General features: G+C 48.3%; 11 protein-coding genes. 3 read left to right on the top strand and 8 right to left on the bottom strand.

Translation table 11 applies throughout. The features are described from left to right. Positions 1–8: 8 nt before the first annotated feature. From AC5I6P_RS27085 to AC5I6P_RS27050, 8 genes are all read right to left on the bottom strand, one after another. Positions 9–1928 (bottom strand): glycosyltransferase, encoded by a 1920-nt coding sequence (locus AC5I6P_RS27085; RefSeq protein ID WP_495696884.1) that lies wholly within the window; start codon positions 1926–1928, stop codon positions 9–11. Further along, positions 1928–2914, bottom strand: a complete 987-nt coding sequence (locus AC5I6P_RS27080; protein WP_495696883.1) for a glycosyltransferase — start codon at positions 2912–2914, stop codon at positions 1928–1930. Before AC5I6P_RS27080 ends, AC5I6P_RS27085 begins: the two co-directional genes overlap by 1 nt. Positions 2915–3064: 150 nt before the next feature. Beyond that, the gene (locus AC5I6P_RS27075) at positions 3065–4309 is read right to left on the bottom strand and encodes a PucR family transcriptional regulator (protein ID WP_495696882.1); all 1245 of its coding nucleotides are present in this window, start codon (positions 4307–4309) and stop codon (positions 3065–3067) included. Continuing rightward, complete coding sequence (locus tag AC5I6P_RS27070) at positions 4306–4797, bottom strand: glycosyltransferase family 9 protein (protein WP_495696881.1); 492 nt, start codon at positions 4795–4797, stop codon at positions 4306–4308. The genes AC5I6P_RS27075 and AC5I6P_RS27070 overlap by 4 nt, the downstream gene beginning before the upstream one ends. Then, positions 4787–5926 carry a glycosyltransferase family 9 protein gene (locus tag AC5I6P_RS27065; RefSeq protein WP_495696880.1) on the bottom strand — a complete coding sequence of 380 codons (1140 nt, stop codon included), beginning with the start codon at positions 5924–5926 and terminating at the stop codon, positions 4787–4789. Before AC5I6P_RS27065 ends, AC5I6P_RS27070 begins: the two co-directional genes overlap by 11 nt. Before the next feature lie 190 nt (positions 5927–6116). Continuing rightward, on the bottom strand, positions 6117–7373 hold the full coding sequence (metK, locus tag AC5I6P_RS27060) for a methionine adenosyltransferase (protein ID WP_495696879.1): 1257 nt from the start codon (positions 7371–7373) through the stop codon (positions 6117–6119). A gap of 392 nt (positions 7374–7765) precedes the next feature. Next, complete coding sequence (thiD, locus tag AC5I6P_RS27055) at positions 7766–8590, bottom strand: bifunctional hydroxymethylpyrimidine kinase/phosphomethylpyrimidine kinase (protein ID WP_495696878.1); 825 nt, start codon at positions 8588–8590, stop codon at positions 7766–7768. Between the two features lie 60 nt (positions 8591–8650). Next, positions 8651–8962, bottom strand: coding sequence for a hypothetical protein (locus AC5I6P_RS27050; RefSeq protein ID WP_495696877.1), 312 nt, complete (start codon positions 8960–8962; stop codon positions 8651–8653). Positions 8963–9980: 1018 nt separating this feature from the next. Between AC5I6P_RS27050 and cpdA the strand changes: the two genes are divergently transcribed. The 3 genes from cpdA (at position 9981) to AC5I6P_RS27035 (ending at position 13181) form a co-directional block, all read left to right on the top strand. Continuing rightward, complete coding sequence (gene cpdA, locus AC5I6P_RS27045) at positions 9981–10778, top strand: 3',5'-cyclic-AMP phosphodiesterase (RefSeq protein WP_495696876.1); 798 nt, start codon at positions 9981–9983, stop codon at positions 10776–10778. A gap of 319 nt (positions 10779–11097) precedes the next feature. Next, positions 11098–12192: a T6SS phospholipase effector Tle1-like catalytic domain-containing protein gene (locus tag AC5I6P_RS27040; protein ID WP_495696875.1), complete on the top strand. Its 1095-nt coding sequence runs from the start codon at positions 11098–11100 to the stop codon at positions 12190–12192. 164 nt (positions 12193–12356) lie between these two features. Further along, the gene (locus tag AC5I6P_RS27035) at positions 12357–13181 is read left to right on the top strand and encodes a class I SAM-dependent methyltransferase (protein WP_495696874.1); all 825 of its coding nucleotides are present in this window, start codon (positions 12357–12359) and stop codon (positions 13179–13181) included. Positions 13182–13284: the final 103 nt, after the last annotated feature.

Genomic DNA, 13284 nt, shown 5'->3' with positions numbered 1-13284 from the left:
CACTCCTATTAGTAATTCACGGTAAGCGGAAGTTTAAGCTTCCGCGTTCTGCGGTTTCCAGTTGAGCGCTGTCCTTTCGTCTCTTGACGCTCTTGGGTCAAGGATTCTGTTTGTCCTGCCATGATCCATGCTTCGACCAGTTCACAGAGCAGATGAATGACAACCATCTGCACTTCCTGGACGTGTTGGGCATCGGTGGCCGGAACAACAATCGACAGATCGCAGCGCGATCGCGCCGTACCGCCATCGCCGCCCAAGATGCCAAGACAGCGAATGTTGCGATCGCGCGCTACCTCAAAGGCTCGAATCAAATTCTTCGATCGTCCGCTGGTGCTAATTCCAATCAGCACATCGGGCGGTTGGGCTAAGGCTTCGACTTGACGGGCAAACACTTGGTCGAACCCGACATCGTTTGACCAAGCCGTGAGGATAGCGCTGTCTGCGGTGAGCGCGATCGCAGGTAGTCCCGGACGATTTTCGAGCTTGAATCGCCCGACAAACTCAGCCGCGCAGTGTTGAGCATCTGCCGCGCTGCCTCCATTGCCGCAGATTAAAACCTTGCCGCCTTGAGCAAAACAATCTTTCACTAGCGTTGCCGCTTCAATAATTTCAGATTGTAATGAGTGTTGTGCGGTGTGCAACGAGTCTATAGCTTTGGTGAATCCCTGATCAATCACTGTAAGGGCATCTTGTGTGGGTGCGCTACTAATTAAAACAGATCGATACAGCGTTGCAATGGCATCCGTTACACGTTGCCAGGTGAAATGCTCCTTTGCTCGTGTAACGGCTTGACGACTTAACGTGGCTAACAGGTTCGGATGATCGTAGAGATGAGTGAGACGGTGCGCGATCGCGTCGGGTTGATTGGGCGGCACTAAATATCCGGTTTCGCCATCCACCACTGAGAATTTGATTCCACCGACGTTCGAGCCGATCACAGGCGTTCCACACGCCATCGCTTCGAGGGGCGTAATCCCAAACGGCTCGTACCAAGGCGTCGTGATGAATACATCTGCCGCGCTGTAGTAATAGCGGAGGACTTCTCGCCCTTTTCGTCCCACAAACTGAACGCGATCGCGAATTCCACGGTGATCCGCGATTGCTGCTAATCGGTTGACCTCTTTCGCAATTCTTGGATCAGCATCATGTTCCTCGCCGCCAACCACGATTAATCGGGCTGGAGTCGATGATGTTTGACAAAATTGAGCAAACCCCCCGATCGCTGTATCAACCCCTTTGCGAGGAACCATCCGACCCAGTTGCAGCACAATTCGTTCATCGGGCAGAATGCCCAACGCCGCGCGAGCTAGGGCTTTGTCAAGACACCAAAACTCCGTCGGATCGAAACCGCAGGGAATAATCGTAATTTTGTGGGGATCAGCATTGTAAAGCTGAATCAGATCCGCTTCATCCTGTGGGCATTCGGCAATGATGCGATCGGCGGCTTGCACGAGTTGATCTTCAATCTCAAATCGCTCATCGGGAAAGTCATCGGCAGTTCCTTGATGAAATCGACGGACTCGCCCTAACGCATGAAAGGTAATGACAAAAGGAATGTTTAATTTACGCTTAATCTCAGCAGCAACCAATCCCGACATCCAAAAATTTGCATGGATCAGATCATAGTGAACTGATTGACAGAATTTAAGGACGTACTTCGTAAAGGTTGCCATGTAGGGCAACAAATCTTCTTTGCGAACTTCGGTTGCGGGCCCTGCTGGAACATGAATCAGTCGAACGCCTTCAATCCACTGCGCCACCTCTGGCAGCAGGGCGCGATCGCAGCGTGTAAAAATATCAACTTCGTACCCTCGCTGGGCTAAATGCTTAGCAATTTGACCCACGTACACATTTTGTCCGCCGCTATCGACGCCGCCAAGCACGCCAAAGGGTGATGCGTGTTCACTAATGAGAGCAATGCGTTTCATCAGATCTTGCCTCCTACGAGAGCGGTAGAATAAGGACTCGGCGTATCCGTAACGCAGGCAAACGCCGCATTCCAATCGCGGGTAAAACGCTCGATATGAAACCGTTCTTGAGCAGTGCGACGAGCGCCCTGACTGAGATGCGCCGCTTCTTTCGGATTGTTGATTAGCGATCGCATTGCTTCAATTAAGCGATCGACATTCGTATCGACGTAGCCTGACACTCCATTTTCAATCACTGTTGCTAATTCTGTTGTCGCCAATCCCACAATTGGCATTCCGAGCATCATCGCTTCACAAATGGCGAGTCCTAAACTGGTATAGCGAATTGGATTGAAAAAGAATCGATACTGCACCATAAATTGAGGTAACGCTTCGTGTGAGATCTCACCTAATCCATTCAGCGTTTCCGACTGCATTCCAACTAAATCTAACGGAACGTGCGATCGCACCTGCTCAAACACATCCGCTCCTAGTCGCCGCCCACGAGATTTTAGCCCGTTTACCACAACAACACCGCGATCTAGATCGCCCGAATAATGAACCTGCTCTGGAACAATCACACCATGCTCGATTACACGGGTTGGCGTTTGTCCACTATTCCACATCAATTGATTAAAGTGAGTCACATGGACTAATAGAACGTTGGGATCATTAACAATGTGATCTGTGTCGGTCGGGCGATCGCGAGGCGGATCGTGTTCTAAATAGATGCGTGGTAACTGACGCTGCTGCTCTGAAAGAATCTCGTATTGATCCGTGAGATAGTTCTTCTGCGACTGAAATAGAATGCAGTCAAACTCCAAATTTTGAACGTCTTCAGCAGACACATTATGCACATTATCGCCCCAAGCAAAGCCGCCCAATTTCCCACCATAGCCTTCAGGATAACCAGGCTTAACGGGTAAGAAAAACTGATGGGGCGACTGCACCAAATAGTAGAGATAACTCCCATGAACATGCCAAGTCAGAATCCTCAGGGGCTTCATGAATTAAGAGTTCCTATAGTAGCGAGTTTGCACAACTAATTGAAGGTTGAGAACTTTCTCTATTGAGAACTTCCTCCATTGCAGAGAAATAAATCGTCTCAAATCAAGTGCGTTAATAAGTAAGTTTGATCTATATTTATCGTGCAAAATTTAGCTGCAAATTGCATTGGGCATTTGCCTAACATGTCGCGATTTTATGGATTCTAGGTTTGTGCATTTGCCCAATGAGTCATAATCAGGCGAGAGTGATCGCAGCAACAAGGCCAAGCGAATTTGAATTGCAGCATCAAATTGGCGAGGATTCAGCCCTGTGAGGGATGTAATTTTATCAAGTCGATAACTTAGGGTATTGCGATGGATTGAAAGCCGACTGGCGGTAGAAGATGGATAACAGTTTTCATCGAAAAAGATGCGTAGCGTGTCGATCAATTCAGGATCTTGATCTAAGGGACTTAAAAGATGTTTTGCTAAATCAATTTTTGTCGCTTCGTCTGCAATTCCAACAAAGGCAGCAACGCCCAAATCATCTAAACAATAAACCTGATTTTGGCCCGAGAAATGATGCCCTAGTGATAACGCCGCCCGCGCATCCTGATACGATCGCGCCAATCCCCGAATACCGGGATGATATCGCCCGATGCCAACACTCAAATTAGCACTTGTGTCAGAGCGGAGCCGCTCTAACAGCGCCGAACTAGCCCGCTTCAGAGCCGCAAGGTTTGCCCAAGATGGGTTTCCGGTCAAATCTTTCTGGTCTGTCCACGCCTCTAAATCCTGAGTGCTACTTGCTTTCAAGACGGCTATTTCACTACCTCCAATGTAAGCACAAATGGTATCGCTCGGTAGGTGAAAGAAATTTACAATGCTACCGATAATGAATTGAACACGCTGTTGAGCCTGAAAATCCAATGTTTGTGGAGTATCGGAGGGAGAGGGTAGAAGATAATCGGCAGCATCGATCAGAATCACGGCTCGCGGACGCGAAAAGTCGAGTCCTAAAATCTGCGCCTCTCGCAGAACTTCCGTTTCTTCCTGACAGGAGCTTCTCAACAAATCATGAATAAATTTGTTTTTGAGGTCATGCTGATTGGGCAATCGTGCGATCGCAGTTGCTTGACTAATTACTAGCTCCACTAACACCCGTGCTAGACGAGGCGAAATTAACTCGGATGTGACCAAATTGGGAATGACGATTTCTCCCGATTGCTGATCCACGTGAAAAGGAATTCGCAAGGCAGAATGATACGAGGGTACATCGGCACACTCACGATCAGAGCAGGTCAGAATCGCCGGATCATCAATGACAAATGCTTGCACACCCAACAATTCCTGCACGCGTTGCGTCACTGCTTTTGCAACTCGCTTAAATTCTACCGATGCCACCTCCTTACTCATGCTCCTATTCCAATTGCATTGAGCAATTCAATAGGATGATCAGCCGCATCTCTTTGCTTCACCCAATCGGTTAAGACTCCTCCTCCAAACTCTTGCGACTGCCCAATCCGGATCGGAATTCCTGCGAGGTAACACACATAGGCGAATGGATGAGGAGACGTTTGACCATCAGAAAAAACAATGGCAACATCAAAATTCTCTGATCGCAGCACATCTACTAAGTCCAACGCTTTAGTCGAATCAGATAACTCCTGCTCTGACGCCGCAGGATGAATGAGAATTTCCGCAACATCCGGTAAAGCCAACGCTGTCTGACTTGCTGTAGGCGCGCAGAGTAGCACAATGTTTGCTTGGGGAGCAGCTTGCTGTAGCCGCGCGATTGGCTCTACCAAGCTCCAGATCGCAGCGCCTGGTTCTGCTACGTCACCCCTTGCCCCTGCTTGAATCACCAGAATTCTTTGTACGGTCGTCCACTCTTCATGCAACATAAATCGACTCCTGATGTAGCAGATCGCGAACTTGCTCTAACACGCATGCCACACTCACGCCGGACGGCTGCGACAGCGATCGATGCCGCGTTTGATCGAGTGGTGCCCAGCGCCGGGGATCAGACGCACTAAAGATCACGACGCTAGGAACGCTAACAGCGGCTCCTAAATGAGAAACACCCGTATCGTTGCAAATCAGCAGTTTTGCCTGACTCAGCAGTGCGGCTAACGCGCCTAAACTTGTTTGTCCGGCTAAATTCAATGCTGGAGCTTGCATTGTTTGAGCGATCGCACTCGCTAATTCTCGCTCCGCCGCTGATCCCGTTAACACTACTGAATATCCCAGTTGTGCGATGGCATCCCCCACTGCCGCAAACTGCGATCCCTGCCAGCATCGAGACGGCACACTCGCGCCTGCGTGGATACAGACATAGTTGTCGCGCAACTCGTACTTTGCTTCGATCTCGGTGAGCGCCGCGCGATCGCAGGGCTTGAGTGGAAACTCAAGCCTCTCGTCTGAAGCAGGAATGCCTAAGAATTCGAGAAGGCGCAAATATCGGCGAATTTCTGACTCAGATTCTTCGTAAGGCAAAAAGAACGCTGGATCAGGACACAAGTGCCCCATTAAGTAAAATCCGGCGGATTGTGCGGCTCCTAACTCCAAAGTGAGTGAATTTGTGATCACACCGCTTCCATGCATTTGGAGGGCTAAATCGAACGGTTGTGATTCGCCTTGCAACGCTCTGCCGGAGCGCATCTCTGCTAAAAATTTCTCTAGCCGTTCAGCATCTACCTCTTGCTCTGGCAGTCCGGGATACCCTGGAAGCTCGACAAACTCATCAATATATGCTTCAAACCGCTCTGCCCAACTCCGCGCTACGGGTAGCCCAATCAGGGCAATGTAGGCCTGAGGAAACGCCTTTCGCAATGCCCTAAGAGCAGGGATCGCACACAAAAAATCTCCTAGTCCTGGTAATGCTCTAACAACAGCTATCCGCCGTAATTGTAGATTACAGCGCTCCAAAGCAGAACGATTCTGCTGAGCCAAAAGAAGTTGATTGTCGGTCACGCTGCTTTTATCCTTGAGTGCAATGCGCTCAATGAGAGTCATCTCTGTGCAGTTTTTCATCGCATCACAGAGTAAAAGGTCTACGCGATCGCTATCGTCCCCTTTAAGAGAGAGATTGCTGAGTTCGAGCGTAAAAATAGAAATCCCTTGTGAGAAAAAATCTCACAAGGGATTTCTAGTCCGATTAGATGTCCACAGCTAGCGCGAAATGGTTTGCTTCAGCAGTCTCATCCGCATCAAGTCTGCTGACTTAACCTACTGCTGACACCGAGAGCGCTGCTTCCTTAAGAAGCGTTGCTTTGTCCGTCTGTTCCCAAGGGAGGTCTAGATCTGGGCGTCCGAAGTGACCGTAGGCTGCGACATCCTGATAGAAACGTCCGCCTCGCTCACTAGGCACGTTTCTCAACCCAAAGGTCTGAATGATCCCAGCAGGACGCAACTCGAAATTTTCTTTGACCAATTCAAGTAAGCGCTCATCGCTGATCTTGCCTGTGCCAAAGGTTTCGATCATGATGCTGACTGGACGTGCGACCCCGATCGCATAGCTCAACTGCACTTCGCACTTATCTGCCAAGCCAGCCGCTACAATGTTCTTCGCCACATGCCGCGCGGCATAGGCTGCACTGCGATCGACTTTTGTGGGGTCTTTGCCCGAAAACGCGCCGCCTCCATGACGAGAGTAGCCGCCGTAAGTATCAATAATGATCTTTCGACCCGTTAAACCCGAATCGCCCTGAGGTCCGCCGATCACAAACTTGCCCGTTGGGTTAACCAAAAAGCGCGTGTTTTCATCAGGGTGGATGTCAAGATCAGCAAAGCAGGGTTGAACAACCAATTCCCACAGGTCTTCCTGAATCTTGGCTTGCACAGCCGCTTCATCAGAAATGTCTCCGATCGCTGCCGTGTGCTGCGTCGAAATTAAGATCGTATCGATTCCTACAGGGCGATCGTCTTCGTAGGCGATTGTCACTTGGGTTTTGCCATCGGGACGCAGATAAGGTAACTGACCGGTCTTGCGCACAGTGGTCAGCCTGCGAGAAACGCGGTGTGCTAAGCAAATCGGCAACGGCATGAATTCAGGCGTCTCGTTGCAGGCAAAGCCAAACATGATGCCTTGGTCGCCCGCTCCGATCGCATCCAAGGCTTCTTGGCTGAGCTGTTCGCGGCTTTCTTGAGCGGTGTCTACTCCTTGAGCAATGTCAGGCGATTGAGCATCTAGCGCCACCAAAACCGCGCAGCTATTGGACGAAAACCCATTTTCTGCGCCAGTGTAGCCAATTTCTGCAATCTTTTGACGTGCTAACTCAATGTAATTAACCTGCGCCTTTGAGGTGATTTCACCTGTAATCAGCACTAAACCAGTGTTGACAACCACTTCAGCCGCAACCCGACTAGCGGGATCTTGGGTGAGGAGGGCATCTAAAATGGTGTCAGAGATCTGATCGCAAATTTTATCAGGATGACCTTCAGTGACAGATTCGGAAGTGAAGAAATATCGACGGGACAAGAGCAGTCTCCTCTTTCTCGCTAAGGGTTTGTGGGACAGTCTGAATCGGTATAGTTGCGGAAATTATATCACTCAGCTTCTATGGAGAGGTGAGATCAACGGCGCGCCGCCGATTTATGCCCCTCAAGGTACATTTAGCTAAGTCAGCAGAAGTTTACGCCTGTCGAAAAAATCCGGAAACTTGGAAGTATCGGTTCGATCAGGCGTCGTATAGAGAATCCATCTATGTGTGGAATCCTAGCAATTACACGGAGGAACTGACTATTTGATGAGCTTTATCTTTATATACTCTTTAATCCGGAGTCATTCTCTACAAAGCTCTTGAAAGCTTCCCAATTCCCGCTCACGCTTTAATGATTGAGCTAAAAAAATACGCACCAAATAAAGTAGAGTTAACTCTGGTTCTGTAAAAGTGGAAAGAAATGTCCGACAGGACCTTGACCCTTGCCAATGGAGAGAGAATAGCGAAGGGCAGTCGTCACGTAGTCTTTTGCCTGTTTGGTCGCGCTCAGCAAATCCTTTCCGAGCGCAAGATTTGCCGCGATCGCAGCTGCCAGTGTGCAACCCGTTCCGTGAGTATTCGTTGTGTCTACGATTTGTGTCGTTAGGGTGTGCTGATGAACCCCGTCAAACCAAACATCTACCCCGCGCAATGCACCACTCATGCCGCCACCTTTGATTAAAACGGCTTTGCTGCCTAGCTGGTGGATGCACTCTGCGGCGAGACGCATATCGTCTAATGTTGAAATGTCTAGACCCGATAGAATTTGAGCTTCGTAGCGGTTGGGGGTCAAAATCGTCGCTAGAGGAAGCAGTTGTGCTTTCAGGGCTGCGATCGCGGCGTCATCAATTAACAGTGCGCCTGTTCGCGATACCATCACCGGATCGACGACTAAGTTTGGAATCGGATGAGAGGAGAGTTGTTGAGCGACCGCCGCAATAATTTCTTCATTGAGCAGCATTCCTGTTTTCGCTGCCTGCACACCGATATCAGTGGTCACTGCCTGCATCTGCGCTACAACAGAAGCCGCTGGAATCGCATCAACGCGGGTCACACTCACCGTATTTTGAGCCGTAATGCAAGTAATTGCACTGGTTCCATGCACTAAGTGAAAGGCGAACGTGCGTAGATCTGCCTGAATTCCTGCACCTCCACCGCTATCAGACCCTGCGATTGTGAGGGCAACCGGAATTGAAGAAAGACTAGTCGAAGTCATAGCATCGCGGTTTAAAGGTGGTCTATCCTCATCCTAGGCTGCTATGCCCATTCCTGTAAGCTAGCGACTCTTGACCGATTGGGAAAGGTTGCGCTGCCGAATCGAGCGGGTTTTAGCACGATGAATTTCTTCCTCGGCGTAGCAGATGGAGACATACTTGATGCCAGCAATAATCCAAATGGCTTTAAGTAATCGCTCCAAGTCATTGAGCAAGCGATCGACGACCCAGGGTTCTGGGCAGTGAACGATGAGAGTATCGCTTTTGAGATGCAGGCTACAAAGTCCTAGGCTTTTGGTGAAGCGTTGGCGCAAACGATAAAGTCGGAGGTCTTCAAGCAAGGCTAAGTCTTGAGTCGTTAATTGAATTTTCATAAGATAGAACTCACCGTGTGTTGCACAGATTGAACTAGATCTCCCAAGCAATCCACACTGTAGAATTCGGTATCTTTATTTATTTTGACAAAATTAAATAAGCAAATCTACGGGAACTTTACAGAACGGCTGGCTGGAATCCCTGTTTTAGTGCCCTTTCACAGATTTGATTTTCAGCAAAACTTAACAATATTACGGACATGAAGAAAGCTGTAGAAAGTTAAATTTCTACATTTAACCTACGAAGCTCTTTAGTCAACTCGCCTCATGCTATTTATGAAACAGTACTGGCGAAATTAGCATCTCCAACCGATGTTTAATGCGTGTCAAATCATCTAAGGTCTGTCTACAAGTGATAAATTTATCTACAAGTTGAGAAGTCTATCCACTAGTACAAGTTAGTGGACTAATTTACCTTTATTGCTGACCAAATGGTAGCTAAGGCAACTTCCTCGTTGGTTTTTAGCTATAGAGCAATGATACTCACAAAGGCACTGATCAAATCTGTATAAAAGCTAAAGCTTTATGCTCCTACCGCTATTCATCATTTGTAAGCTGGTGCTATCACCCACTGAGACTAAGTGGGTGAGTTAGGGAACCGCTAAGCACTCTCAATTTCCCTACTAAAGATAATAGTAAGCTCTACATGTTTGATCTACAGAATAATATGCAACAGAGATCGCTAAATTGACTTCTGCTGCCATTACCAGGAATTGTCGAACTCGCATTTCCATCAACACTTGCCCTCATCCCTACTTTGGCGAAGCACCAATCATTTCTATAATGTGACTGAGATCACAGCAACATCGCGAGTAGATCGCTGATCTCTTTTGACTCAATTTTATAAATTAACAGTATTAATTTGGAATTAATACTGTTAATTCTAATTCACATTTCACCACTTGAAGTGATGAAGTCTAAGTAATGAAGTGTATCTTCAGCTAGTTTCAGAACGGTTTGCCCATCAATAACCTATCGGATAGAACTCCACCTTGTACTATGCTCTAGGCCAGCTCGTATGATTGATGCCCCTTCCTTGAAAATCGTCCAAGTTAGCGACACCCATCTATTTGCTGAAACAGATCAGCATCTCCTCGGTTTCTCAACCCTGCGATCGCTAGAGACATTGCTTCAACACCTGCGCCAGCTTAGTCCGTTGCCTGATCTATTTCTGCTGACAGGCGACTTATCGCAAGATGGTACAGCCGCGTCGTATCAGCATCTTCAAAAACGCTTCAGTTCGCTGCAAATTCCGCTTTACTGGTTGCCTGGAAATCATGACTGTCTGGAGAACATGGAGCGATCACTAACGCACCCTCTATTTCGTGCAGACAAATCGTTTCAGGCGGGCGGATGGCAGTTCATTTTGCTCAATTCTCAAGATCCGGGCTGTGTTCATGGAGTGCTGTCGCCTAACAGTTTGGATTGGTTAGAGCAACAGTTGCAGCAATGCTCCAAAGTTCCAACCTTAATTTCGATGCATCATCCACCGCTAGAAGTAGAGTCTAGTTGGATCGATGGCAGCCGCTTGCAAAATGCTTCAGATTTTTTTGACCTCATCGATCGCCATCCCCAAGTAAAACTCGTGGTATTTGGACATGTTCATCAAGAGGTTCAGCGTCAACGTGGATCGGTGTTTTATTTAGGAACGCCTTCAACCTGCATTCAGTTTGAACCCAGAAGTACAGAGTTTGCCTTAGGGCATCAGGAGCCGGGATTTCGAGTGTTCAATCTATATCCGAATGGAACCTGGACAACTAGAGTGCAACGCATTCATTATGCTCATGCGCTCGATTTAGCGGCAACAGGATACTGATTTAGCAATTAAGACCTGAAGTTTAGTGAAATTGATTGCGCCTCCAATGTGAGCAGTAAGTTTGGGCGAGTGATGAATCTAGGTTAGGAACTGCAATGGTTGCAGAAATGAGAACAAGTGTAGAAATGAGAACAAAGCGTGAACTAAGGATAGGCTGTGCTAGAAACGATTAGAGATTAATCGAACGTTCAGCTAACTTTGGCAGCTAACTTTGGTATAAATTTTGGCTCAACCTTGTCATTCTCGTCTAAAATCTGCGAGGTGCTTTTACAGGTCTTATAAAGATACCTCTAGTCGTGCTCTATGAGGAGAATCGTGTATGAAACGTCTAGTTGTTTGTTGTGATGGAACTTGGCAGCAACTCTCTAGTCCCTACCCGACCAATGTCGTCAAAATTGCTCAAGCGGTCACGTCTATCGCTCAAGATGGAGTCCCGCAGGTGGTTTACTACAGCGAAGGCTTAGGGACGGGAGACTCACCCTTTGAGAAGCTAACAGGCGGTGCATTCGGCTGGGGAATTGATCAAACCATTCAAAAAGCCTACCGATTTCTCTCTCTCAACTACATGGAGGGCGACGAGATTTATCTGTTTGGGTATAGCCGAGGAGCCTACACGGTTCGGAGTTTAGCAGGGTTAATCTACTGCTCTGGATTACCCAAACGCCAGAACATACGCCACATTCCGCGAGCTTATGAGATATACCGCGATCGCGGAATTGCTCCGAGTGATCAGATCGCCAAACAGTTTCGTAGTGACTACGGCGAGAATGTCCCGATCACGCTGCTGGGCTGTTGGGATACCGTCGGTGAACTCGGCGTTCCAGATCAGATTCCGTTCCTTCCGATTGATAATTGGCTGAACGCAAAGTACAAGTTTCATGACACGCGCCTGAATCGACGGATTCAACATGCATTTCACGCTGTCGCGATTGATGAGCGTCGGAAGGTGTTTGACGTGACTCGAATGCAGCCTAGTGAGGGTGCGACGACCAACATACGGCAGGTTTGGTTTCCGGGCGTTCATGGCTGCGTTGGAGGAGGTAGCGACGCCAATCATGGATTATCAGACGGAGCGTTGCAGTGGATGATGGAAGAAACCAATCGGGTCGGGTTAGGACTAGAGTTTAACCCGACGTTGGTAAAAGGAGGCGTGAAACCCAATTATGCGATCGCGTTTGACTCTGAGATTAGTGGCATTTTCAAGCTGACCGGTACACTCCATCGGGAGTTGCTTGATCCGGGTGATCCCCTCGCGAAGTTCGATCAACACTTCTTTGACAACAACATTCACCTCAGCGCAAAGCGACGCTGGAAGCTGGCAGCGAAAACGCCTTACCGTTCAGAACCATTGATGCCGCATCAGCAGTGGTTTGATGAATTTGTTGAAGCGGTTGAGGTCGCCTCGAAGGGCTAACTTCAATCTTGCGTCAACTTCAACTCTCATGCGTTGCTAATTAAGTGCATTGTCAATTAATTAAGGCGGGTGCAAAATTTGGATTAACGGTTAAGCAAATTTGAGGTGGATGCCGAATCGTGGCTGATCTCCTACGATCTGCTTAAATCTTCTATAGGTTAGGCATGAAAAAGCTTGAAGACGCTCATCCTTGGTCGGCTGAGTACCCAGTAGAGCGACGAAAAGATTGGTACAGCGGCGCGGCAGAAGCTTACAATCGAACGCGCCCCCGTTATCCAAGAGAAATTATCGATCGCGCTGTTGAGCTGGCTCAACTTCCTCCCGCAGCTACCCTGCTTGAGATCGGCTGCGGTCCCGGAATTGCAACAGTCGAATTTGCTCAATTGGGCTTTTCAATGCTTTGTCTCGAACCCAGCAAAGAGGCTTGTCAATTTGCTGGGCAGAATTGTGCAGCGTATCCACAAGTCGAGATTCAGAACTGTATGTTTGAGGAATGGACGTTAGAGCCTGAGCGATTTAATGCTATCCTCGCTGCGTCCTCGCTGCACTGGGTTTCAGCTGAAACTCGATACTCCAAAACCGCAGCCGCATTGCAAAACAATGGGTCTCTAATCTTGCTGTGGAATTTTCCGCCCCAGCCCAGCTATGAAGTTTACCAAGCCCTAGAAGAGGTATATCAGCTTCATGCTCCGTCGCTTGCCAAGTATGAGGACAGAAAAACGCACGAATCGAATATTAGCGCGTTTGGAGAGGCTGCAATTTCATCTAGTTTGTTCAGTGAGCCAACAGTTGAACTGAGGCCCTGTGAGATCGTTTATGAGCTTGATGATTATTTAGCGCTTTTGAGTACGTTGTCGCCTTACATCGCGCTGGAGCCACAGAACCAAGCGGCTTTATTTGCGGGACTGAGGAGTGTGCTACAGCAAGAATGCGGCGAAACTATTCAGACCAAGTATTTTTCGGCAGTTCAAGTAATGAAGAAAATTTAGGCATGGGTGCGATTCCTGCGGAGCTGCGCTGAGTGCTAAACGCGTCTTCACGGTTCTACCTATTACTTAACATTTTCTTACAATAGAAGAGTCCAACGTTGCC

The organism is Myxacorys sp. (assembly GCF_059501405.1).
Note: the sequence above shows the minus strand (reverse complement) of the source record. Positions and strands in the feature narration are given on the sequence as shown.

Excerpts from the sequence above, each read along its gene's own strand:
- AC5I6P_RS27075 (WP_495696882.1), bottom strand. The coding sequence starts at position 4,309 with ATGAGTAAGGAGGTGGCATCGGTAGAATTTAAGCGAGTTGCAAAAGCA.
- AC5I6P_RS27050 (WP_495696877.1), bottom strand. The coding sequence starts at position 8,962 with ATGAAAATTCAATTAACGACTCAAGACTTAGCCTTGCTTGAAGACCTC.
- AC5I6P_RS27040 (WP_495696875.1), top strand. The coding sequence starts at position 11,098 with ATGAAACGTCTAGTTGTTTGTTGTGATGGAACTTGGCAGCAACTCTCT.
- AC5I6P_RS27070 (WP_495696881.1), bottom strand. The coding sequence starts at position 4,797 with ATGTTGCATGAAGAGTGGACGACCGTACAAAGAATTCTGGTGATTCAA.
- AC5I6P_RS27085 (WP_495696884.1), bottom strand. The coding sequence starts at position 1,928 with ATGAAACGCATTGCTCTCATTAGTGAACACGCATCACCCTTTGGCGTG.
- cpdA (WP_495696876.1), top strand. The coding sequence starts at position 9,981 with ATGATTGATGCCCCTTCCTTGAAAATCGTCCAAGTTAGCGACACCCAT.
- thiD (WP_495696878.1), bottom strand. The coding sequence starts at position 8,590 with ATGACTTCGACTAGTCTTTCTTCAATTCCGGTTGCCCTCACAATCGCA.
- AC5I6P_RS27035 (WP_495696874.1), top strand. The coding sequence starts at position 12,357 with ATGAAAAAGCTTGAAGACGCTCATCCTTGGTCGGCTGAGTACCCAGTA.
- AC5I6P_RS27080 (WP_495696883.1), bottom strand. The coding sequence starts at position 2,914 with ATGAAGCCCCTGAGGATTCTGACTTGGCATGTTCATGGGAGTTATCTC.
- AC5I6P_RS27065 (WP_495696880.1), bottom strand. The coding sequence starts at position 5,926 with ATGAAAAACTGCACAGAGATGACTCTCATTGAGCGCATTGCACTCAAG.